23 protein-coding genes are annotated in these 21,992 nt (G+C 64.0%); 17 read left to right on the forward strand and 6 right to left on the reverse strand.

Annotated features, from left to right (window positions below):
* The first annotated feature begins 7 nt into the window (after positions 1-7).
* The 6 genes from ACR64R_RS03190 (at position 8) to ACR64R_RS03215 (ending at position 5,435) form a co-directional block, all read left to right on the forward strand.
* On the forward strand, positions 8-499 hold the full coding sequence (locus tag ACR64R_RS03190) for a GFA family protein (RefSeq protein ID WP_487360244.1): 492 nt from the start codon (positions 8-10) through the stop codon (positions 497-499).
* A complete protein-coding gene (locus ACR64R_RS03195) occupies positions 496-972 on the forward strand; it encodes a GFA family protein (RefSeq protein WP_487360245.1) in 477 nt (158 codons plus the stop codon). Before ACR64R_RS03190 ends, ACR64R_RS03195 begins: the two co-directional genes overlap by 4 nt.
* Positions 969-1,934 carry a prolyl aminopeptidase gene (pip, locus tag ACR64R_RS03200; RefSeq protein ID WP_487360246.1) on the forward strand — a complete coding sequence of 322 codons (966 nt, stop codon included), beginning with the start codon at positions 969-971 and terminating at the stop codon, positions 1,932-1,934. Before ACR64R_RS03195 ends, pip begins: the two co-directional genes overlap by 4 nt.
* A 107-nt stretch (positions 1,935-2,041) precedes the next feature.
* Complete coding sequence (cimA, locus tag ACR64R_RS03205) at positions 2,042-3,658, forward strand: citramalate synthase (protein WP_487360247.1); 1,617 nt, start codon at positions 2,042-2,044, stop codon at positions 3,656-3,658.
* A gap of 137 nt (positions 3,659-3,795) precedes the next feature.
* Positions 3,796-4,725: an EamA family transporter RarD gene (rarD, locus tag ACR64R_RS03210; protein WP_487360248.1), complete on the forward strand. Its 930-nt coding sequence runs from the start codon at positions 3,796-3,798 to the stop codon at positions 4,723-4,725.
* A 23-nt stretch (positions 4,726-4,748) separates the two neighbouring features.
* Positions 4,749-5,435 carry a glutathione S-transferase gene (locus ACR64R_RS03215; RefSeq protein ID WP_487360249.1) on the forward strand — a complete coding sequence of 229 codons (687 nt, stop codon included), beginning with the start codon at positions 4,749-4,751 and terminating at the stop codon, positions 5,433-5,435.
* A gap of 3 nt (positions 5,436-5,438) precedes the next feature.
* Here the strand turns inward: ACR64R_RS03215 and ACR64R_RS03220 are convergent, their stop codons facing one another.
* Positions 5,439-6,434, reverse strand: coding sequence for a transporter (locus tag ACR64R_RS03220; protein ID WP_487360250.1), 996 nt, complete (start codon positions 6,432-6,434; stop codon positions 5,439-5,441).
* Positions 6,435-6,646: 212 nt separating this feature from the next.
* Entirely contained in the window at positions 6,647-9,274 is a 2,628-nt protein-coding gene (locus ACR64R_RS03225; RefSeq protein WP_487360251.1) for a bifunctional diguanylate cyclase/phosphodiesterase, read from the reverse strand.
* Between the two features lie 310 nt (positions 9,275-9,584).
* Here ACR64R_RS03225 and ACR64R_RS03230 point away from each other — a divergent pair, with 310 nt between their 5' ends.
* The 4 genes from ACR64R_RS03230 (at position 9,585) to ACR64R_RS03245 (ending at position 12,212) form a co-directional block, all read left to right on the forward strand.
* Positions 9,585-9,806 carry a DUF680 domain-containing protein gene (locus tag ACR64R_RS03230; protein WP_487360252.1) on the forward strand — a complete coding sequence of 74 codons (222 nt, stop codon included), beginning with the start codon at positions 9,585-9,587 and terminating at the stop codon, positions 9,804-9,806.
* Positions 9,807-10,087: 281 nt separating this feature from the next.
* A complete protein-coding gene (locus tag ACR64R_RS03235) occupies positions 10,088-11,059 on the forward strand; it encodes an MBL fold metallo-hydrolase (protein WP_487360253.1) in 972 nt (323 codons plus the stop codon).
* Between the two features lie 31 nt (positions 11,060-11,090).
* Entirely contained in the window at positions 11,091-11,552 is a 462-nt protein-coding gene (locus ACR64R_RS03240) for a tetratricopeptide repeat protein (RefSeq protein ID WP_487360254.1), read from the forward strand.
* Between the two features lie 177 nt (positions 11,553-11,729).
* On the forward strand, positions 11,730-12,212 hold the full coding sequence (locus ACR64R_RS03245) for a DoxX family protein (RefSeq protein ID WP_487360255.1): 483 nt from the start codon (positions 11,730-11,732) through the stop codon (positions 12,210-12,212).
* Between the two features lie 18 nt (positions 12,213-12,230).
* Here the strand turns inward: ACR64R_RS03245 and ACR64R_RS03250 are convergent, their stop codons facing one another.
* The gene (locus ACR64R_RS03250; protein ID WP_487360256.1) at positions 12,231-13,013 is read right to left on the reverse strand and encodes a glucose 1-dehydrogenase; all 783 of its coding nucleotides are present in this window, start codon (positions 13,011-13,013) and stop codon (positions 12,231-12,233) included.
* A 322-nt stretch (positions 13,014-13,335) separates the two neighbouring features.
* Here ACR64R_RS03250 and ACR64R_RS03255 point away from each other — a divergent pair, with 322 nt between their 5' ends.
* Together ACR64R_RS03255 and ACR64R_RS03260 are read left to right on the forward strand one after the other, a co-directional pair.
* Complete coding sequence (locus ACR64R_RS03255; protein ID WP_487360257.1) at positions 13,336-14,052, forward strand: FadR/GntR family transcriptional regulator; 717 nt, start codon at positions 13,336-13,338, stop codon at positions 14,050-14,052.
* Between the two features lie 230 nt (positions 14,053-14,282).
* Positions 14,283-14,465 (forward strand): hypothetical protein, encoded by a 183-nt coding sequence (locus tag ACR64R_RS03260; protein ID WP_487360258.1) that lies wholly within the window; start codon positions 14,283-14,285, stop codon positions 14,463-14,465.
* 254 nt (positions 14,466-14,719) lie between these two features.
* Here ACR64R_RS03260 and ACR64R_RS03265 read toward each other — a convergent pair whose 3' ends face one another.
* Positions 14,720-15,010 carry a muconolactone Delta-isomerase family protein gene (locus ACR64R_RS03265; protein WP_487360259.1) on the reverse strand — a complete coding sequence of 97 codons (291 nt, stop codon included), beginning with the start codon at positions 15,008-15,010 and terminating at the stop codon, positions 14,720-14,722.
* A gap of 114 nt (positions 15,011-15,124) precedes the next feature.
* Here ACR64R_RS03265 and ACR64R_RS03270 point away from each other — a divergent pair, with 114 nt between their 5' ends.
* Positions 15,125-16,015 carry a LysR substrate-binding domain-containing protein gene (locus tag ACR64R_RS03270; RefSeq protein ID WP_487360260.1) on the forward strand — a complete coding sequence of 297 codons (891 nt, stop codon included), beginning with the start codon at positions 15,125-15,127 and terminating at the stop codon, positions 16,013-16,015.
* A 23-nt stretch (positions 16,016-16,038) separates the two neighbouring features.
* On the opposite strand, the gene ACR64R_RS03275 is transcribed toward ACR64R_RS03270, so the two are convergent.
* Positions 16,039-16,650 carry an LOG family protein gene (locus tag ACR64R_RS03275; RefSeq protein WP_487360261.1) on the reverse strand — a complete coding sequence of 204 codons (612 nt, stop codon included), beginning with the start codon at positions 16,648-16,650 and terminating at the stop codon, positions 16,039-16,041.
* Between the two features lie 119 nt (positions 16,651-16,769).
* On the opposite strand from ACR64R_RS03275, the gene ACR64R_RS03280 reads away from it, so the two are divergent.
* From ACR64R_RS03280 to ACR64R_RS03295, 4 genes are all read left to right on the forward strand, one after another.
* Positions 16,770-18,278 carry a LysM peptidoglycan-binding domain-containing protein gene (locus ACR64R_RS03280; RefSeq protein WP_487360262.1) on the forward strand — a complete coding sequence of 503 codons (1,509 nt, stop codon included), beginning with the start codon at positions 16,770-16,772 and terminating at the stop codon, positions 18,276-18,278.
* A 136-nt stretch (positions 18,279-18,414) separates the two neighbouring features.
* Positions 18,415-18,750, forward strand: a complete 336-nt coding sequence (locus tag ACR64R_RS03285; RefSeq protein ID WP_487360263.1) for an ArsR/SmtB family transcription factor — start codon at positions 18,415-18,417, stop codon at positions 18,748-18,750.
* Positions 18,750-20,633, forward strand: coding sequence for an ABCB family ABC transporter ATP-binding protein/permease (locus ACR64R_RS03290; protein WP_487360264.1), 1,884 nt, complete (start codon positions 18,750-18,752; stop codon positions 20,631-20,633). The genes ACR64R_RS03285 and ACR64R_RS03290 overlap by 1 nt, the downstream gene beginning before the upstream one ends.
* Positions 20,634-20,754: 121 nt before the next feature.
* Positions 20,755-21,105, forward strand: coding sequence for an antibiotic biosynthesis monooxygenase (locus tag ACR64R_RS03295; RefSeq protein ID WP_487362366.1), 351 nt, complete (start codon positions 20,755-20,757; stop codon positions 21,103-21,105).
* Here the strand turns inward: ACR64R_RS03295 and ACR64R_RS03300 are convergent.
* Complete coding sequence (locus tag ACR64R_RS03300; protein ID WP_487360265.1) at positions 21,081-21,974, reverse strand: SMP-30/gluconolactonase/LRE family protein; 894 nt, start codon at positions 21,972-21,974, stop codon at positions 21,081-21,083. The two genes, ACR64R_RS03295 and ACR64R_RS03300, sit on opposite strands and share 25 nt — an antisense overlap.
* Between the last annotated feature and the right edge of the window lie 18 nt (positions 21,975-21,992).

Here is a 21,992-nt window from a genome sequence, read left to right on the forward strand (position 1 = left end):
GCGCGCCATGAGCCTCGACAACCGGCCGATCTACACCGGCGGCTGCCAGTGCGGCGCCGTGCGTTTCCGCGTCGAGGGGGCGCTGGGCGACGCCTCGGTATGCCATTGTCGCATGTGCCAGAAGGCGAGCGGCAATTTCTATATGCCATTGGTCTCGGTACGCGGCGCCACGCTGGACTGGACGCGCGGCGAACCGAAACGCTTCCGCTCGTCGAACGCCGCCTTGCGCGGCTTCTGCCCCGAATGCGGCACGCCGCTTACCTTTGAGGCGTCCGACGGCGTGGCGCTGGCGATCGCCGCCTTTGACGATCCGAGTGGCATCGCGCCGACGATCCAGTGGGGCGTCGAGGCAAAACTTCCTTATGTCGACGGCATCCCAACACTGCCGTCAGAGGACACGATGGCCGATATCACCTCGGCCCCTTATCTCGCCGAGCTCGTCTCCTATCAGCATCCCGATCACGACACCGACCAATGGCCGCCGGAGGAAAGACCATGACCGATGAAGTTCGAACCGGCGGCTGCCAGTGCGGTGCCGTGCGCTTCCGCGTGCACGGCAAGCTCGGACGCCCGTCCATCTGCCATTGCCGCATGTGCCAGAAGCAGTTCGGCTCCTTCTTCGGCGCGCTGGTGACGGTGCCCAGGGACGGCGTCGAATGGACCCACGAGGAGCCGAGCTACTTCCAATCCTCGGTCAATATCGATCGCGGCTTCTGCGCCCGCTGCGGCACGCCGCTGACTTATCGCCAGCCCGGCGGGCTGGAGATCGCCATCGGCGCCTTCGACGACCGCTCCGACCTCGCGCCGCAGATCCAGGTGAACTATGCCGCGCGGCTGCCTTGGGTGGAGAAGATCTTCGACGCGCCGGTGCATGACGACCCCGACTATTATCGACGGCAGGAGCAGATCATCTCCTTCCAGCATCCCGACCACGAGACGGCCAACTGGCCGCAGCAGGGCTTGAAACTATGACCATCCAGGGCAGTTCCTTGCGCACGCTCTACCCGGAGATCGAGCCGTTCGATTCCGGCATGCTCGACGTCGGCGACGGCCACACCGTCTACTGGGAGCGCTGCGGCACCCGGGGCGCCAAGCCCGCCGTGTTCCTGCATGGCGGTCCGGGCGGCACAATCTCGCCAAAACACCGGCGCCTGTTCGACCCGAAGCTCTACGACGTCATCCTGTTCGACCAGCGCGGCTGCGGCAAGTCGACGCCGAACGCCTCGCTCGAAGCCAACACCACCTGGCACCTTGTCGCCGACATCGAGCGCCTGCGTGAGATGGCGGGCTTCGACAAGTGGCTTGTCTTCGGCGGCTCCTGGGGCTCGACGCTGGCGCTCGCCTATTCCGAGACGCATCCGGAACGGGTCAGCGAACTGGTCGTGCGCGGCATCTACACGCTGACCCGCGCCGAGCTCGAATGGTATTATCAGTTCGGCGTCTCCGAGATGTTCCCCGACAAGTGGGAGCGCTTCCTGGCGCCGATCCCTGAGGCAGAGCGCGGCGACATGATGGCGGCTTACCGCAAGCGGCTTGTCGGTTCCGACCGCGCGCGCCAGGTGGAGGCGGCCCGCGCGTGGAGCATCTGGGAAGGCGAGACGATCACGCTGCTGCCCGAGCCCGAGACCAGCGACCCGTTTGGCCAGGACGATTACGCCGTCGCCTTCGCGCGCATCGAGAACCACTATTTCGTCCATGCCGGCTGGCTGGAGGAAGGTCAGCTTTTGCGCGATGCCTGGAAGCTCAAGGACATTCCCGGCACCATCGTCCATGGTCGCTATGACATGCCTTGTCCGGCAAGATACGCCTGGGCGCTGCACAAGGCCTGGCCGAAGGCGGATTTCCACCTCATCGAGGGCGCCGGCCACGCTTATTCGGAGCCGGGGATTCTGGATCGGCTGATCCGGGCGACGGATCGGTTCGCGGGGAAATAAACCATGCAGCTTTGTGCTCTACGGCGCCCCCCTCTGGCCTGGCGGCCATCTGCCCCACAAGGGGGGAGATTGGCGCGCGAAGGATCGCGGCCTTTCGAGCTACAGCCATGACAAAGCAACGCCTCTATCTCTTCGACACGACGCTGCGCGACGGCCAGCAGACGCCGGGCATCGACTTTTCCGTCGAGGACAAGATCGCGATCGCAAAACTCCTCGACAAGTTCGGCATCGATTATGTCGAGGGCGGCTATCCTGGCGCCAACCCGACCGATACGGCCTTCTTCCAGAAGAAGCGGACCGAAAGCGCGAAGTTCGTCGCCTTCGGCATGACCAAGCGGGCAGGGGTGTCGGCTTCGAACGATCCAGGGCTGGCCGCGCTTGTGCAGTCGAAATCGGACGCCATCTGCTTCGTTGCCAAGAGCTGGGACTACCATGTGCGCGTGGCGCTCGGCTGCACCAACGAGGAGAACCTGGAGTCGATCAAGACCTCGGTGGAAGCCGCGGTCGCGGCCGGCAAGGAGGCGATGGTCGACTGCGAGCATTTCTTCGACGGCTTCAAGGCCAATCCGGACTACGCATTGGCCTGTGCCAAGACCGCTTACGATGCCGGCGCGCGCTGGGTGGTGCTGTGCGACACCAATGGCGGGACGCAGCCTTCCGAAGTGCGCGCCATCATCGAGAAGGTGGTCGCAGCCGGCATCCCGGGCAGCCACCTCGGCATCCATGCCCATGACGACACCGGCCAGGCTGTGGCGAATTCCCTCGCCGCGGTCGAAGCCGGCGTGCGCCAGATCCAGGGCACGCTGAACGGCATCGGCGAACGCTGCGGCAACGCCAACCTGATCACCATCGTCCCGACGCTTTCGCTGAAGCCGGCCTTCTCCGACCGTTTCGAAACAGGCGTATCGGCTGAGGATCTGGCTGGAATATCCAGGCTCTCCCGCGCCTTCGACGAGTTGCTCAACCGCGCCCCGGAAGCGCAGGCGCCCTATGTCGGCTCCTCCGCCTTCGCCACCAAGGCCGGCATCCATGCCTCCGCTTTGGCCAAGGAGCCGGCGACCTATGAGCACGTCCCTCCCGAGGCCGTCGGCAACCGCCGCCGCGTCATGGTTTCCGACCAGGGCGGCAAGGCCAATTTTCTGGCCGAGCTCAATCGGCGCGGCATCGAGGTGCCGAAGGACGATCACCGGCTCGACTCCCTGATCGCCGTGGTCAAGGAGCGCGAGGCCGAAGGTTATGCCTATGAAGGCGCCGACGCCTCGTTCGAGCTGCTGGCGCGCAAGATGCTGCACGGCCTGCCCGAATTCTTCAACGTCACCTCCTTCCGCTGCATGGTCGAGCGCCGCTTCGACGCCAACGGCAACCTGAAGACCGTCTCCGAGGCGATCGTGAAGGTCGAGGTCGACGGCGAGGAGAAGATGTCGGTGGCTGAAGGCCATGGCCCGGTCAACGCGCTCGACATCGCGCTGCGCAAGGACCTGGGCAAATATCAGAGCGAGATCGTCGACCTGGAGCTCGCCGACTTCAAGGTGCGTATCCTCAACGGCGGCACCGAGGCCATCACCCGCGTCCTGATCGAATCGCACGATTCCACCGGCGCCCGCTGGTGGACGGTCGGCGTCTCGGAAAATATCATCGACGCGTCCTTCCAAGCGCTAATGGACTCGATCGTCTACAAGCTGATGAAGAACCGCGAGATGGCCGGGCTGGTGGCGGCGGAGTGAGCTATGGGCAGCTTTCCTCCCCCCTGCGTGGGGCGAGGAAAGGGCGCCCGACTGGCTTGAACCATCACAAAAAGTCCATTGATCCATCATAATTTTGTGATGGTCTTGGACGGTCCGCTGGGCCATAGCGTTGGGCCATGGTCACCGCAACAGCCGATCTCGATCAAGACGCCAAGGGTCGCCGCGGCTTCCTTCTGGCGCTTGGCGCCTACTTCCTCTGGGGATTGCTCCCCTTCTACATGAAGGCGGTGGCGCATTTGCCGCTTGCCGAGGTGATCGCCAACCGCGTCGTCTGGTCGGTGCCGATCGCGGCGGCGGTGCTCGTCTGGGCCGGCCGCACCGCCGATTTCAAGGCGGCGATCCGTTCGCCCAAAAGCCTCGCCATGGCGGCGCTGACGGCGGTGCTGATCTCGGTCAACTGGGGCATCTATGTCTGGGCGATCGCGGTCGACCGCACCGTCGAGACCGCTCTCGGCTATTACATCAACCCGTTGGTCAACGTCGTCGTGGGCGCCGTGCTGCTCGGCGAGAAGCTCGACCGGCTGCAGATCGCCGCGGTTGCGCTGGCTGCGGTCGCGGTCACGGTGCTCACAGTCGAGGCCGGCATGCTGCCCTGGGTGTCGCTGGCGCTCGCCTTCTCCTTCGCCGCCTACGGATTCTTCCGCAAGACGCTGCCGATCGGCCCGAGCCAGGGTTTCCTGCTCGAAGTGCTGCTGCTGTCGGTGCCGGCGCTCTGCTACATCCTTTACCTGATCGCTACCGGCCAGGATCATCTGATCTCCAGCACCGGCACCGACACCGTGTTGCTCATCGGCTGCGGCCCGATCACCGCTGTGCCGCTGTTGCTGTTTGCCTTCGGCGCCCGGCTGCTGCGCCTCTCCACCATCGGCATCATGCAATATATCGCGCCGACCATGGTGTTCCTGATCGCGGTGCTCGTCTTCCACGAGCCGTTCGGAACCACACAGGCCATCGCCTTCGCGCTCATCTGGATCGCGCTCGCGATGTACAGCTGGTCGATGTTCAGGGGCCGTGAAGCGCGCACGGCGACGCCTGCGACGAGGTAAGCAACTCCAGGAAGAGACTCCCCATGTACGTGCTGCATATCGGCAACAAGAACTACTCGTCCTGGTCGCTGCGGCCATGGGTGCTGATGCGAACGCTCGGCATTCCTTTCGAGGAGGTGCTGACGCCATTCCCGGCCGGACCGAGCTTCAGCCTCTTCCGCTCGTTTTCGCCCAACGGCCGCGTGCCGTGCCTGGTCGACGAAGGCTGGGCGGTCTGGGATTCGCTGGCCATCGTCGAATACCTGGCCGAGCGTCATCAGGCCGTCTGGCCCGCGGATGCAAAGGCGCGGGCCTGGGCGCGTTCGGCCGCGGCCGAGATGCATTCCAGCTTCACCGCCCTGCGCAATGACTGCCCCATGAGCTGCGGCATGCGCGTCGAGCCGGCACCGATGTCCGATGCGCTGAAGCACGATCTTTTCCGTATGGGAGACTTGTGGAACGACGGGCTTGCGCGCTTCGGAGGCCCGTTCCTTGCCGACGACCATTTCACCGCGGTCGATGCCTTCTTCGCTCCGATCGCCTTCCGGGCGCAGTCTTATGGCCTGAAGTTCGAAGGTGTAGCGGGCAAGTATCCGCAGCGGCTGCTGGACCTGCCGGCCATGCGTGAATGGTACGCGGCCGGCCTCGCCGAAACCTGGCGCGAACCCGGCCATGAAGCCGAGGTCCAGGCCGCCGGCACCATCGTCGATGATCTGCGGGCCAAAGCCTGAAGGTTAGACCTTTCCCAACCGCCGCACGAACATATAGACGATGCCGGCGATGACGATCGAGATCGCCGTCACCACCCAGAAGCCGAAAGGTGTGTCGACCAACGGCAACCCGCCGACATTCATGCCGAACAGGCCGGAGATGATCGTCATCGGCAACAGCACCGCCGTCATGACGGACAGGATGTAGAGCAACTGGTTCGACCGCTCGGTCAGCTTGGCCATCAGCTCGTCCTGCAGCAGCCTTGTGCGCGCCTGCAATTGCTCGCCGTCGTGATGCAGCGTTTGCGCCCGGTGCGACAGCCGAGCGGCCATCTCGTTGATCGGGTCCGGCAGGTCGTCGCGATGCGAGTGGTCGAGGTGGCGAAAGAGGCTGGTGAGCGTCGCCATCTGCCGGTGGATGATTACCAGCTGCCGGCGTGCGTCGACCAACGCCTGCCGCTCGCTATGCCATGCGTCGACGACGATGCGGTCCTCGATGCCGTCCAGTGTGTCGCCCATCTTGTTGAGCTCGGCCGCCATGCCGTCTAGCGAATGGCCTATCACTGCTTCGATCAGTTCTGCGGGCGTGCGGAATTTTCGCGAGCCGTTCTCCACCAGCTTGCGGATCTTGTCGATCGATTCCAGCGGCTGCTTGCGCGCGCCGACCAGCATCGTGTCGTTGAAGGCGAAGCGGAAATGGGTAAGCCCGCGCGCCTCGGCGAAGTCGTGCCTGAGGTCGGGCAGGTCGCCATAGAGGAAGTCGTCCTCGAAATCGATCTGGCAGCCATGGCTGGGCGACAGGAAAGCCTCACGCACCGGCGCCGGCAGGGCATGATCGGCGCCGATCTCCTGGCGGGCGCGGATGTCGGTGATCTGGTAGCTGCGCCAGGTCCAGTACGCCTCGGCCGGGTCCCTGGTGCGGGAGCCGTCGGCCTTGAAATGATAGATGAAGAACAGCCCGTGCTCGTCCGGCATGTAGGGCGAAAGGTCGGTGCCTTCGGAGGGGAGGGCAATGTTCATGGCGGCTTCGCCGGCTCTTGATTCGGTCGTGGCCGCAGAGGAGGCCGTGGCAACCTACCATGGCGATTGCCGCCTGGTGTGACAGTTCGGTGACCGTGTTTCCGGTGGCTGTTCTCTCGGCACCGCCGACCTATTCTTGCCCGCTTGCCGAACAGGCGCAGTCGGCTGCGGCGCGGTCACCGGCTGTTCGTACGGCGGCATCGCCCGTCTGGCTATCCGGCTGCCAGCCATTTGCGCGACTGCGCAAAGGTCCTGAACGATTTCTCGTCCATCGGGCGTCCGAATGCGTAACCCTGCAGGATGTCGCATCCGAGCTCTTTCAGGATGCTGGCGTGTTCCATGGTCTCGACGCCTTCGGCCACGACGCCGATGCCGAGGGATTTGCCGATCTCGATGATGGACGATACCAGCCGCCGCTGCGACGCCGAGCCGGTTATCGGAGTGACGAGCTGCCGGTCGATCTTGAGACGGCGCGGCTGCAGCTTGAGCAGGCTGACGACGGACGCGTGGCCCGTGCCGAAATCGTCGATCTCGATATCGATTCCAAGTTCCTTGATGTGCTCGATGTTCCAGGTGACGAGGTCGTCATTCTCATCCAGGAAAATGGACTCAACGAGCTCGAACGAGACGGTTCCCTTTTCGATCGCCAGCTTGCGCAAGCCGTTGATCAGATCCTTGTCCTCCAGCCTTCTTGCCGAGACATTGACCGAAACTCGCGGGATGTTCATCCCACTGAGCGACCAGCGCCGGAAATTCTCGAGCGTCTGTTCGAGGATCGCGCGGTCGATCAGCGAGACCACATTCAATTCCTCGGCCACTTTGAGGAAGACATCGGGGGCGAGGATGCCGCGCCGTGGATGACGCCAGCGCGACAGCGCCTCGACCCCGACGATCTCAAGCGTCTTGGCATCGAACTGGGGCTGGTAGTAGGCGATGAACTCGTTACGCTCCAGTCCGCCGAGGATTTCGTCCGCGGTCTGCTTGGTCTTGACGATCTCGCTTTGCAGCTCTTCGTTGAAGAACTCAAAACGGTTGCGGCCGCGGCTCTTGGCCCGATAGAGGGCAAGATCGGCGTTGACCAGCAACTGCTTCGCATCGATGCCGCCGAGGGCTGCAATCCCGATGCTGACCCCAAACCGGCATTGGTGGCCCCTGTAGTCGACAGGCTGGCGCATTTCCTCGATGATCCGGTCCGCCAGGGCGGCAAGTTCCTTGTTGTCGCGTCCCTGGCACACCACAACGAACTCGTCGCCGCCGATGCGCGCCACGAAGTCGTCCGCGCGGGCGTTTGCCTTGATGATCCTCGAGGCATGCATGAGCATGGCGTCGCCCGCCGCATGGCCGAGCGTGTCGTTGATGTCCTTGAAGCGGTCGAGATCGAGATGCAGCAGCGCAGTGTGATCCTCTGGCGAACTGGCCAGCATCTCGTCCAGGTAACGGCGATTGGGCAGGCCGGTCAGCGAATCGTGTAGCGCAACATGCTCGATGCGCGCCTTGGCGGCCTCGAGTTCCGCATTCTTCGATTCCGACAATTGCCGTTCACGCATCAGATTCTCGTTGAGCAGAACGTCCCCGGTCACATCCCATTCGGCGCCTATCAACTTGGGTGTGTCGCCGGCGTCCTGGAGGAAGTTTGCCCTCGTGCGTACGTGGCGAACGGTGCCGTCAGGCAAGACAAGACGGTACTGCGAGGAATATCGGCCTCGGCTAGCCACCGCCGCGTCGAAATCCTCCTTTGCGCGCTGCAGATCGTCGGGATGGATAGCCAGGGCCCAGTCGTCGTATCCGCGAGGCTTGCCGTCCGCTACCCGACCGTAGATCTCGTTGACGCGTTCGTCCCACAGGAGCTGCGAGGTGGCGAGGTCATGCTCCCATACGCCGATGCCCGAGGCGTCGAGTGCAAGCTCCAGCCGCTGCGACAGTCTTCGCAACTCCGCGTAGTTCTTCTGTCGCTCGCCGAATAGCCAACCGGCTACGAGGATAGGCAGTACCACCAGTGCGCCAGCCAACGCCATCGTGGCGCGTAGGGCAGTCTCGTTCTTCGGCGTAGCCGGCCAGCCGTGCTTCGGCGTCGCTGACAGTTGCCAGGATCCCAACGGTAGCTCCACCTCGGTCGTCACCGGGTTGCCATTGATTACGCTCTCGCTCCCGAAGAAACGTTGGCCACCGCCACCCAACGCGTCCTTGCCCGTCAGAGCGACGTCGATGTCGAGGCCCGGATCGGTCAGGCCGCTTGCGGCGTAGAGCCTGTCGACATCGATTACAGCGGAAAGGATGCCCCAAAACCGATCACCGCCGCCCACTGTCGGTACGAAGATCGGAATCCTGCCGATGAAGCCTCTGCCGCCCTGGGCAAGGTCTACGGGGCCGGCGAGGACGAGGGCGCGTTGGTCGCGCGCGCGAAGCGCCGCCATGCGCTGCCCTTCGTTCTTGCGGTAGTCGAGCCCGAGCGCCTTTTCGTTGCCCTTCATCGGATACATCAAGGAGATCACGAGATCAGGCGCGCCGGCGATATTGCGCAGCTGCGACTTCTCCTTGAACAGGTTCGCGGCAAGCGATGCGAACCTCTGCTGTCCCATATACGGCTCGGTCACCACCGCCGATGCAAGACCCTGCACCAGCTGCAAATTGCCATTTATGTTGCCTTCGAGCTTGGCGCGGATGATGTTGACCTTGGCGAGCACATCGGCGCGCGCCAGTTGGTCGGACACTCTTCTATTCTGCTCATCGACAAAGATAGCGCAGATCGCAAGCACAAAAACAGCGATCGCCGCCGGCAGATTGGCGGTAGAAAAGACGGCCTGCCTGATGCGGCCGATATTGAAGCGCGTCCCGGTCATTCAACCCGAATAGCTGTTCGGACCGAGGTCCATCGACTGAATATAGAAGAAACTGCTTAAGCTAAAACTTCCGTTTCGGTCTCAAGTTGCGTCATCGGCGGCCTGGAAGCTTGTTTTCTGGCTGCAAGCGTAAGCCATGATTAATGCGGGCTAACTGACCGCGGATTCCGAATTGTCCAAAAATCTCGATTCTCGCTTTCCCAAAAGATTCTTCCGCGTCCCGGGAATAAAGCCCGGGCCTTCCGGGTCTTGGCTGTAGCGAGGCCATCCTCCCAAGGCACGCATCAACCAACCCGGAAGGAATACGCATATGAACAAGCTCATCTTCGCCTCAGTCGCCATTCTCGTCGCCAGCGGAAGCGCCTTTGCCGGCAGCGACCACTTCTCCGCATCGACCCCCGGCCAGCAGGCTGTCGTCGTAGACACGGCTACCACCGCTTCGATCGCGAAGCCCGACATGGACCGCCACGAGATGCGGCCGGCGGCCAGGATTGCTGCGGAAGAGCCCGGCCAGGGCATCTGGGGTCGCTGAGCAGGAGTCGGGACCAGGAGTCCCGAACCTGGGCAAGGAAGGCACGCCTCGTCCCGGCTCGGCGACCCGAATCCCGATTTCCCCGGAGCCGGTCGGTCCTTCAGTCGGATCGGCCGGCCCCGGTTACCGCAGCCGGCGGAGGGCAGCACCGGCCCTCCGCCATTCTCTCTGCATGTCGCCCAAAAGTGCGCAGCGGCTTTGAGACGACGACATGCGGCAAAACCAACTGACTACCGCCTGAAACTGAAGCAAACGCGCAAGCCATCAAGAGGAGATTTCCGATGTTCAATATGACACGCCGCATGGTGCTTGGATCCGCCGCGGCGGCGGCCGCCTTCGGCATCGCCGGCAAGCTGGAATTCGCGCCGGCGGCTTACGCCGAAACGCCGGTCGAGCCGTCGGTCGGCTTCTACAAATACAAGGTGGGCTCGCTCGAGGTCACCGCCGTCTATGACGGCATCTGGCGCAAGCCGCACGACCCTGCCTTTATCAAGGGCGTGTCGGTCGAAGACACCAAGGCGGCGCTCGCCAAGGCGGGGCTGACTACCGAGTTCATGCCGATCCCGCTCACCGTCGTCGTTCTCAAGATGAACGGCCGCACCATAATGATGGACGCCGGCTCCGGCGTCGGCCAATGGCAGGCCAACGCCACGCATCTGCCGGCCAACATGAAGGCCGCCGGGATCGACTACAAGGCGATCGACACCATCATGATCTCGCATTTCCACCCCGACCATGTGTGGGGCCTGATGGAGAAGGGCACCAACGATCCGGTGTTCCCGAATGCCGAGCTGATCGTCAACGCCACCGAGTACAACTGGTGGACGGATCCGAGCCGGCTCGCCAAGCTGCCCGAGGGCCGCAAGCCGGCGGGCAAGCGCATCGCCGAGAACTTCCCGAAATGGAAGAACTGGAAACTGGTCGACGACGGCGCGGAAGTGGTGCCCGGCATCCGCCTCATGGCGGCGCCCGGTCACACGCCCGGCCATTCCGTCTACCATGTCGATGCCGGCTCAGAGCAGTTCCTGGTCTCGGCAGACACCATGTACGTGCCGGCGCTGCTCGCCCCGCATCCCGAATGGCAGGGCAGCTACGACCAGGACGGACCGATGGCGATCACCACGCGCCACAAGATCATCGACCAGGTGATTGCCGACAATGTCCGCATCTGCGGCTCGCACTTCCCGTTCCCGGGCACAGGCAGCTTCGTCAAGGACGGCAACGCCTACGCCTTCACCCCAACGCAGATCTGAATCGGATCCTGAACAGAAAGCGACAACTCCCATGAAACACGCACTTTTCGCGGTGCTCGGCGCCATTGCGGTGCTGACCGCGGCGCCGATCGCCATCGCCGTTCCTGCCTATGCGGTGGACGACATCGAAGGCGCCGATGCGCCCGACCTGACGGCGGTTAAGGCCAAGATCGAGGCCAAGGACTACAAGGGCGCGCTTGCCGCCCTGCGCGACCTCGCGCAGGATAACCAGCAAGCCGATGTCTACAATCTGCTCGGCTTCACGCTGCGTAAGACCGGCGACTACCAGACCTCGCTGACTTACTACACCAAGGCGCTGGAGCTTCAGCCCGACCATAAGGCCGCGCATGAATATCTGGGCGAACTCTATGTCGAGACCGGCGACATGGCCAAGGCCAACGAACAGCTCGCCTCGCTGCAGAAGCTTTGCCCGGCGGGCTGCGAGGAGCTTTCCGACCTCAAGCAGGCGATCGACACCAAGGTGACGAAGTAGGGACCCGCAAGGGCCAGCCATCCTTTTGGGCGCCACGGCGGTAGCGCCCGAAAACCGGAGCCGGCGTCCTCTCCCTCGCGCCGGCTCCGACCCTTCAACCTCGAGCGCGCGGGCGCGTGTCCAAACGGACGCATGGCGCCCCGGCTCATTCGCAGATACCAAAGATTGGAGCCGACGATGACACCGATCGAACTTGCCGAAAAACTTCACGCCAGGGATGTCGTCCTGCTTGCCGGCCGACTGCTCCTGTCCCTGCTCTTCGTGCACGAGGGACTGGAACTTGCGACCCATTTCGAAGGAGCCCAGAAGGCGATGGCGGCGCTCGGCGTCGGCACGCCCCTGCTTGTCGCCACCATCGCGCTGCAGCTCGGTGCTGGCCTGTCGGTGGCGCTCGGTATCCTGGCGCGTCTGGGCGCCCTCGGTCTCGGCCTGTTCTGCCTGATGACGGCCAGCCTCTTCCACACCAATTTCGCCAGCCAGAACGAGTTGCTGCATTTCGAGAAGGACCTCGCCATTGCCGGCGGCATGTTCATCCTGGCGCTGAGCGGGGCGGGGAGGCTGTCGGTAGATCGGTTGCTGGCGGGTGTCGCCAAGGGTGACAGGATTGATCCGGCCGTCGAGCGACATCTGTCGGTGGGTGAGACGAGCTTGCCGGTTTGACGATACGTCGGCCGCGCGTCACAACACGCTCGTGATCCCGCCATCCACCAGCAGTGTCTGCCCGGTGACAAAACTCGCGGCGTCCGAGGCCAGGAACACCGCCGCGCCGGCCAGTTCCTCAACATCGCCCCAGCGCCGCATCGGCGTGCGGCCGGTGAGCCAGGTGGAGAATGTCTCGTCGGCGACGAGCGCCGCGTTGAGCTCGGTCTTGAAATAGCCGGGCGCGATGGCGTTGACGCGTATGCCGTGCTGGCCCCATTCGCCGGCCATCGACTTCGTCAGCATGGTGATGGCGCCCTTGCTCGCCGCGTAGGGTGCGATCGAGGGACGGGCGAGCACGCTCTGCACCGACGAGACGTTGATGATCGAGCCCCTGCGGCGCGAGATCATGCCTTGCACCGCGGCGCGGCTCACCTTGAAAACACCGTCGAGATTGGTCGCCATCAGCGCATCCCAGTCGGCGTCGGAAAAAGTCTCAAGCGGCGCGCGGCGCTGGATGCCGGCATTGTTGACGAGTATGTGGATCGGTCCGGTGCCGGCTTCCGCCGTCGCGATCGCCGCGTCGACCGATTGCGTGTCGGTGACGTCGATCACCGCTTCCGCCACCGTGTAGCCATTGCCGCGCAAACGGTCGCCGGCAGCCTTGAGCTCGTCGGCCTTGCGGCCGCCTATGGTGACGCGCGCTCCGGCGGCGGCCAGCGCTTCGGCGAAGGCGAGGCCCAGCCCGCGGCTGGCGCCGGTGACGAAGGCATGCCTGCCTTCGAGGCCGAAGAGACGGCCGAGATAATCAGTCGAACGCAATTTTGAACCTTCATCGATTGCGATTTGTTGCTGGCCAGCCTGAAGGCCTTTCGGCAGCACCGCTGCTTCGCCTGGATTCGGATCCCGTGCCTAGAGCATGATCGCGAAAAGCGAAAGCCTGCTTTCGGGAAAGATCATGTTCCAACAAAGAGTTAGCTTAGAACGACAACGCAACGAAGCATCATTATACGACTAGCAGGAAAACAGTGACGGCTTCAACCATTTATCTGACAAATCAGATGATATGGACAGCCGCGGGTTCGGTGCGGTATCAACCTGACCGTTCATCACTTGGCTGGCAGACTCGAATGGGCCGGGACAAATGGCAGGCGACCAGACCTCGTCGGTGACCGACGAGATAACCAATAGTCTTGGCCGCGAGATTCTCGGCGGGCTGTTTCCGCCCGGCTCGACCTTGCTTGGCGAGGAGGAGATTTGCGCTCGCTTCGGCGCCAGCCGCAGCGCCGCCCGCGAAGCGGTGAAGATCCTGTGGGCCAAGGGCCTGCTGGTCACCCGCCCACGACGTGGATCGCGCATTCGTCCGCTGAAGGACTGGAATTTTCTCGACCCGTCGGTGCTGGGCTGGCTGCGCGAGAGCGCCACGCCGCGCCACTTCATCGCCGAACTCCTGGAGGTGCGGCTGGCTTTCGAATGCGAGGCGGCGGCGCTGGCCGCAAGCCGCAACGACACAGACGAAATCGCCGCCATCCGAGAGGCTTTCGAGGCCATGCGTGCGGCATCCTTGGGCCAGGGTGATCCGGTACTATCGGATGCCGCTTTCCATGAAGCGGTGCTTGCCGCCACCGGCAACCGCTTCTTCCTGCCGCTCACGGCGCTGATCCACACCGCCCTGCAATACAGCGTGCCGACCACCAATGCGCTGTTCGGCCATCCGGTAGGAGACCTAGACGCGCATGGAAAGGTGCTGAAAGCGATCGAGGCTGGCGACTCCGCCGGGGCGCGCAAGGCGATGCACGAGATGCTCAGCGAAGTGCTAGCCCGCGTGCGCACCGCTGTCGAATTGACCGGCGCGGCCTGAGCCTGCAAAGGCCGGAATAACCACCCCGGTCTGCCTCGTCGTGCTAGTGCAGGTAGCCGAGCAGCCAGAGAACAAGGATGACGGGCAAAGGAATCCCGATAAGCCAAAGCAATCCGCCTCGCAGCATGACGATCTCCAAAGATTGTTGTCGTGTCTGACGCAACGCTAATGCAGTAGCTTGGTTCCGATGCGGGAATCTGTTGAAGTTGCTGCAGCGGACGGAGGGGCCGATGCTTAAGTGGGGTGGCATTCTGGGTGCGTTCGGCTTTCTCGCCGGCTTCGTCGGCCCGGTCATCTTCACCCCGGAGGCAAATCAAGGTCCGTTGCTTGGCATCTTCATCACCGGCCCGCTCGGCTTCATGCTCGGGCTGGTCGTCGGTTTTGTCCTGCGGATCTTGCCGGAGCGCCGCTAGCCGCTTCGCGGCCCTTCTCGGCGCGCTGCCGCTGGCGATCGAGACCGGCCCCGTCGCGGAACTCCTTCAGCTGCTCGGCGCGGCGATCGTCTGCGGCTTTGTCGGCTCGCAGTTTTGACGCTCTACACCGCGCCGATCATCTATCTCTATTTCGACCCTTTGAGCGCAAGACGGTCAGCGCTGGGGGTCGCTCCGGCCGGCGAGAGAACGCGGGTCTTGAGACTGCCGTCTGGGAGCCTCAAGACCAAGCTTGCTCACCGCTTCGGCCCGAAGCCGGGATAGGGATTGAGCGGCACGATCGCCGTGACGTCCATCATGCCGGCCTCCACCAGCGGCAGCGTGCCGAGATAGCTGCGGACTTCCTTTTCGTCGGCCGCCTCGAACATCATGCCGCTGCCGGGGATGTCGCCCCGATTCCAGATCTGGCGCACGGCGCCTTGGGCATAAAGCATCTTCCGCTGCTCGGATTCGGGCGGCAGCAGCGGCGCGAAATCCGCGTCGCTGAATTTTTCGGTGTTGCGGGTGAGCAAGGCAAAGAACTGCATGGCGGCCTCCTTCGTGGCTGGTTGACGGGGGAGATATCGCGCCGGTTGCCCAGACTGTCCAAGACTGATTAGGATAAAGTTCAGACCTGTAAGGACTGAATTTGGAGCGAAAGAATGCTCGACCTGCGCCAGGTAAGATATTTCGTCGCCGTCGCCGAGGCCGGCAATGTCGGTCGCGCCGCCGAGCAATTGCATATCTCGCAATCGCCCTTGAGCCGGCAGATCATGCAACTCGAGGAGCAGCTGGGCGTCGCCTTGTTCGAGCGGGCGAAGCAGCGCGTCCACCTCAACGCCGAGGGCAGGGCCTTCCTTGCCGAGGCCCGCGCATTGCTGGCCAATGCGGCGCGGCTGGAGGAGTTCGGCCGTAACCTCGGCAGCGGCGCCACGGGCAGCCTGGCCATCGGCTATGTCGAGGGCGCCGTGCATGCCGGGCTGGTCGCCGCGATGCTGAAGGATTTCCGCCGCAACCGTCCGGATTTCCATGTTCAACTGCGCAGCCGGCGATCGGCCGCGCAGTTAGAGGACCTGAGGCAGCGCGTGCTCGACCTCGGTTTCGTCTATTCGCCCGCGCCGGATGGCGACCCCGATCTTGAAAGCATGCTTGTGCGGCGCGAGCCGCTGGTGCTCGCGATGGCGGAGAGCGATCCGCTCGCCGAGGTCGCCGCCATCGCGCCCGGCCATCTCGACGGGCGCGTCTGGATCACCGTGGTGCGCCAGCCTGGCGACACCAACCGCGCGCAGTTCCTGGCGGCCTGTGTCGAATCCGGCTTCGTGCCCGACATCGCCTATGAGACGGCCGATCCCTTGACCTCGCTCGGCCTGGTCAGTGCCGGCCTTGGCCTCGCCACGGTCCAGGAAAGTCTGCGAAGCGCGGCACCCCCTGGCGTCGTCTTTCGCGATCTGCCGTGGTTCAAACGCACCGTGTCGATCTACCTTGCCTGGCGGCGGCAGGATCTAAGGGCGGTGATCGGGGATTTGAGGAACGCAGTAAGAAGTACGCAGTAAGTGTAATGCCCAGTCCCTGCTGCCTACATTTTATCTATCACCGACTGCACTCCTTCCGTCGGTGCGTCGACGGACGAGCCCGCCACCATGATGGCGGCGACGATCGCGTCCGGGTCATTGACCACCAGCGGCTTGACCCTGTGCGCGGTGTGGATGAAGCCTTCTTCCGACATGTGCTCGATCAGCGCCAGCATCGGGTCCCAGAAACCCTTGACGTTGGCGAAGACGATCGGCTTGCGGTGGTGGCCGAGCTGCGCCCAGGTCATGATCTCGACGATTTCCTCCACCGTGCCGATCCCGCCCGGCAGCGCCACAAACGCGTCGGATTTTTCGAACATGCTGTGCTTGCGCTCGTGCATGTTGTCGGTGATCAGAAGCTCGTCGAGCTTGTCGAGGGCGGTTTCGGTCGCCTCCTTGTTGATCAGGAAGCGCGGGATGATGCCGGTGACCTTGCCGCCGGCCTTGAGCGCGCCGTCGGCGACAGCGCCCATGATGCCCTTGGTGCCGCCGCCATAGATGAGGCGCAACCCGGATCTGGCAAGCGAGCGGCCAAGCGTGTGGCCGGCCTTGATATAGGCCTCGTCGCGGCCCGGAGACGAGCCGCAATAGACGCAGACGGATCGAATCGTGTTCATGGCGATGATTGGTGATGGGGACGGTTGGCGCGGTCAAGCCCGCGGACGGGCTTTTTCTTGTGAGCTTGGAGAAAACACGCTAGACCGGCGTTAGGTGGCTAAGGGGGCAGTATAAAGTTATGGCTATCAATCCTTCTAAGGCGTTTTTGTTCGCGGCGGGTGGCGTGGCCGTCGTCGCGGCGGTCGCCTACGGGTCGGGTGCGCTCGATCCCTACATCAAAAGTCAGAAACCGGCGCAGGTCGCGGCGCTTCCGCAGACCGAGGCAAAGCCGGCTGAATCCTCAAGCACGACAACCGAGGGGCGCGTGCCCCAGGCTCCGGCGAACACGATGGCTCCGGCCAACACGATGGCCCCGGCCAACAAGATGGCGCCGGCGAACAACGCCATGGCGCCGGCCGACAAGAACAACGCGACGGCGCCTGCCGCGCAGGCTCCCGCCGCCGCGACCGGCCCGACACTGCCGACTTTCGACGTCGTGCGCGTTGAAAGCAATGGCTCGATCGTCGTGGCCGGCAGCGCCGCGCCCAACGCCAAAATCGAGATACTCAATGGCGGCACGGTGCTCGGCTCGACCAACTCCGGCCCAGACGGCGCCTTCGCCATCGTGCTCGACGACCCGCTGAAGCCGGGCGACTATACGATCACGCTGCGTCAGACGGTCGGCGGCACTGCCGTCGCGTCGGCCCAGACCGCCGTCGTCTCGGTGCCGCAGAGCCCGACCGGCCAGGTGCTTGCGATGGTCGAGGAGCCCGGCAAGGCCTCGCAACTGATCACCGTTCCGCAGGCCGAGACCAAGGCGGGGCCGGCGGCCCAAGCTCCAGCAACGACAGCCCCGGCAACGACCGCTCCGGCCGCGTCCAGCGAGACCCCGGCACCCGCGGCGACCGGGCCCGCCGCTACGGCGCCGGCTGCCCCGGCGCCCTCCGCGACCGAGCCCAAGATCGCCGTCGAAGCGGTCGAGATCGACGGCAGCAAAATTTTCGTAGCCGGCACCGCCGATCCCGGCCGCAAGGTGCGCGCCTATGCCGACGCCATGCTGCTCGGCGACGCACAGACCTCCGCCGACGGCCATTTCCTGATCGAAGCCAAGCGCGACATTCCGGTCGGCAACTACACCATCCATGTCGATGGCCTGGATAGCGACGGCGTCAAGGTCGTCGCGCGCGCCGCAGTGCCGTTCGAGCGCGAGCCCGGCGAGTCGGTCGCCGCTGTCGCGCCAAGCGAGACGAAGGATGGTGGGACAAAGACCGGCGAGGCCAAGCCGGCCGAAACCTCCACCCCTGCCGCGACGACCGCAGATGCGGCAAAGCCGACGGCGCCCGCAGCCGCCAAGGTTGCCGAGGCGACGCCTTCGACCGATGTCCCCGAGACCATGGCGCCGAAGCTCGAACATGCCGACGGCGCCGTCATCATCCGCCGCAACGACACGCTCTGGCGCATCTCGCGCCGTGTCTATGGCCATGGCGTGCGCTATTCCACCATCTATCTCGCCAACCAGGACCAGATCCGCGATCCCGACCGCATCTGGCCGGGCCAGGTGTTCAAGGTGCCATCCAAGTCCAAGGAAGGCGAGGATGCCGACATGAAGGCGATGGGCGAGCAGATGACCACGCCGAAGACGGAATGATGCCGGCGATCGGCTGATCTTTCCCTTGCGGGGGAGATGCCCGGGAGAACAGCGCCGGCGCTGTCCCGCCGGCGTCTCAATCTGCCCATCCGCCTAGCTTGCCCTCTTGCCGGTCATCGTCTATCGCCGATGAACGATGACCGAATCCTCCGAAAGCCGCTGCGCTGACAGCCGCGCCATCGCGCTGCGCCTGGCGGCGCTGTCGCATCCGGCGCGCATCGAGATACTGAAACATCTCTCGGTCAGTTCCTGCTGCTCCTGCCGCGAGGTGGTCAACCATCTCAATCTCGCCCAATCGACCGTTTCGCAGCACCTGAAGGTCCTGGTCGAGGCCGGGCTCGTCCGCTTCGAGACAGACCGCCAGCGCTCGCGCTACGCGGTCGATCACAAAGCGCTCGCTTGCGTCTGCGCCTCGCTCGCCGAACTCGTCGACTCCTGCTGCTCCAGCTTCTCACCCAAAAGGCAAGACTAGTGGCCGAAAAGACCGTATCCGCCGAAGCCGGCACCCTCACGACCCTGCGCAACCTTTGGCCCTATATGTGGCCGGCCGAGCGCGCCGATCTCAGAGCCCGCGTCACCTGGGCGACGCTGCTCCTGGTCGTGGCCAAGGTAACCCTGGTCGCCGGTCCGTATTTCTTCAAATGGGCGACGGACGCGCTGGCCCACGCCGCGAAGACGCCGCCGCCGCTGCCGGCTTTCCTGCTCGCGCCGGTCATGCTGGTCATCGCCTACAACGTGCTGCGCCTGATCCAGCTCGGCTTCAACCAGTTGCGCGATGCACTGTTCGCCCGCGTCGGCCAGTACGCGGTTCGCCAGCTCGCCTTCCGCACTTTCGTCCACATGCATCAGCTGTCGCTGCGGTTCCATCTCGAGCGCCGCACCGGCGGCCTGTCGCGCATCATCGAGCGCGGCACCAAGGGCATCGAAACGATCGTGCGCTTCATCATGTTGAACACGGCGCCGACCATGCTCGAATTCGCGCTGACGGCCGGCATTTTCGCCTTCACCTATGGCTGGAAATACGTCGCCGTGGTCGCCGTCACCGTCTGTCTCTATGTCTGGTTCACGGTCAAGGCGAGCGACTGGCGCATCTCGATCCGCCGCGACATGAACGACAGCGACACCGACGCCAACACCAAGGCGATCGACTCGCTGCTCAATTTCGAGACGGTCAAATATTTCACCAATGAGCGCATGGAGGCCGAGCGCTTCGACCGCTCGATGGCGCGCTACGAGATCGCCGCGACCAAGACCTGGACATCGCTCGGCTGGCTGAATTTCGGCCAGGGCCTCATCTTTGGCCTGGGCACCGTCATCGTCATGTGCATGTCGGCGCTGGAGGTGCAGGCGGGCACCCAGACGGTCGGCGACTTCGTCTTCATCAACGCCATGCTGATCCAGCTCTCCGTGCCGCTCAACTTCATCGGTTTCATTTACCGCGAAATAAGGCAGGGGCTGACCGACATCGAGCATATGTTCGACCTGCTCGACGTGCCGCAGGAGATCGTCGACAAGCCCGATGCGAAGCCTTTGAAGGTCGGCGCCGGCAAGGTCGAGTTCCGCGACGTACACTTCTCCTACGATCCGAACCGCAAGATCCTGAAGGGCGTCTCCTTCGAAGTGCCGGCCGGCAAGACGGTGGCGATCGTCGGCCCCTCCGGCGCCGGCAAGTCGACCATCTCCAGGCTTCTGTTTCGTTTCTACGACGTGCAGGGCGGCCAGGTGCTGATCGACGGCCAGGATATACGCGACGTCACCCAGGAGAGCCTGCGCGCCGTGCTCGGCATGGTGCCGCAGGATACCGTGCTGTTCAACGACACCATTGCCTACAACATCCGCTACGGCCGCGTCGGCGCCAGCGAGGAGGAGGTGCGCAAAGCGGCCGAGCTTGCCCAGATCGGCCCGTTCATCGAAAAGCTGCCCGAAGGCTACAAGTCGATGGTCGGCGAGCGCGGGCTGAAGCTTTCCGGCGGCGAGAAGCAGCGCGTGGCGATCGCCCGCACCATCCTCAAGGCGCCGCCGATCCTGATGCTCGACGAGGCGACCTCGGCGCTGGACAGCCACACCGAGCAGGAAATCCAGGCAGCGCTCGATCAGGTAAGCAAAGGCCGCACCACCATCGTCATCGCCCACCGGCTGTCGACTGTGGTCTCGGCCGACGAGATCATCGTTTTGAAGGACGGCCAGATCGCCGAGCGCGGCACCCACGCCGCGCTGCTCGCCAAACACGGCCTCTACGCCTCGATGTGGGACCGCCAGCGCGAGGCGACCGAAGCCGAGGAGCGCCTGCGCATCGCCCGCGAAAGCGACGAACTTGGGGTGATCGTGCGCAGGAGAACCTCGGAGGTCAGCTAGCGCCTCTTCGGCGCCTGGCGCCGAGACGGAAAATCGGCGCGAAAATTCCCCTTGACCTCAACATAGCTTGAGCTTGCAAACCCGTCTCCGAGCCTCCTGCCAAGCAAACTTCCAGATGGAGATGAACAAAGTGAGCACCAAGAATCATCACAATGGCAGCGTGTTCCGGGTCGACAAGTTCGTCGTCCCGGCGGAAGCCCGGGACGAAATTCTGGGCAAGGTCCGCATGACGCACGAACTGCTTCGTCAGCAGGAGGGCTTTGTGCAGGATTTCCTGCTGGAGCAGTTCTCCGGCCCGGGCGAATTCAACATCGTCACCATGGTCGAATGGGAAAGCCAGGCGGCCGTCGACAAGGTGGTGCCGATCGTCAAGGCGGCGCACGAGCGCATCGCCTTCAGCGCGCAGGAAACGATCGAGCGCCTGGGCGTCAAGGCCGACATCGCCAACTACCAGCGCGTGCCGGAATTGTAGGAAGGCCATCCGGCTCCGGGCACGGAAACAGCGGCGCTCAGCACCTGGCCGGTGCGGGCGTCGCTCACCATGTTTTCGAAACCGCGCCATTCGGCCGCGAGAATGAACAGCGTCTCGCCGTCGGCTCCGCCCAGCATGCAGGCAAAGCAGCCGCGATCGACTTGAACCCGGTCGATTTTCGCGCCGCCTTCGCGCACTCGGACACAGTGCCGGTTCGGAACGTCGGCATACCAGACGCAGCCTTCGTCATCGATGCAGATGCCGTCGGGATAGTCGTTGCCGAGATCGGCCCAGACGCGCCGGTTGGAAAGGCCACCGTCTGCGCCGATGTCGAAGGCTGTGAGCCGCCTGGCATGGGACTCGGCGACGATCAGCGTCCGGCTGTCCGGCATCACCGCCATGCCGTTGGCGAAGGCAATGTTGTCGGCCACTTGCCGCACCGCGCCGTCCGGTGTGATCAGCACGATGGTGCCCGGTCCGAAATGCTCGCCTGGCGCCGGTGCCGGCCCGCCGCCATTGACGTAGATATTGCCGCGCCCATCGACGACGATTTCGTTCCAGGGGTTTTTCGAGAGCTCGCGCAGATCGGCGTGGCTGACGAGCGTTCCGTCCGGTTCACGCCGCAGCAAAAGACCTTCCCGGCCGGAAACGACAAGCAATCGTCCATCCGGCAGCCAATCGATCGAATAGGGCAGGAGGGCCGGCACCGTGAGCACGACCTCGCTTTTGCCGTCCTCGGCCAGGGCGACGATCTCGCCCGTGCCCCAGTTGCAGAGCCAGAGCCGGACGTCATGCCAGCGCGGTGACTCGCCGAAGGCGAGACCCTCGGTGATGATATTGGCTTTCCTTGCGCTATTCGACGACGACATTGGCTGGTTCCCCGGGCG

It is taken from the genome of Mesorhizobium sp. MC2-1-1 (genome assembly GCF_057597255.1).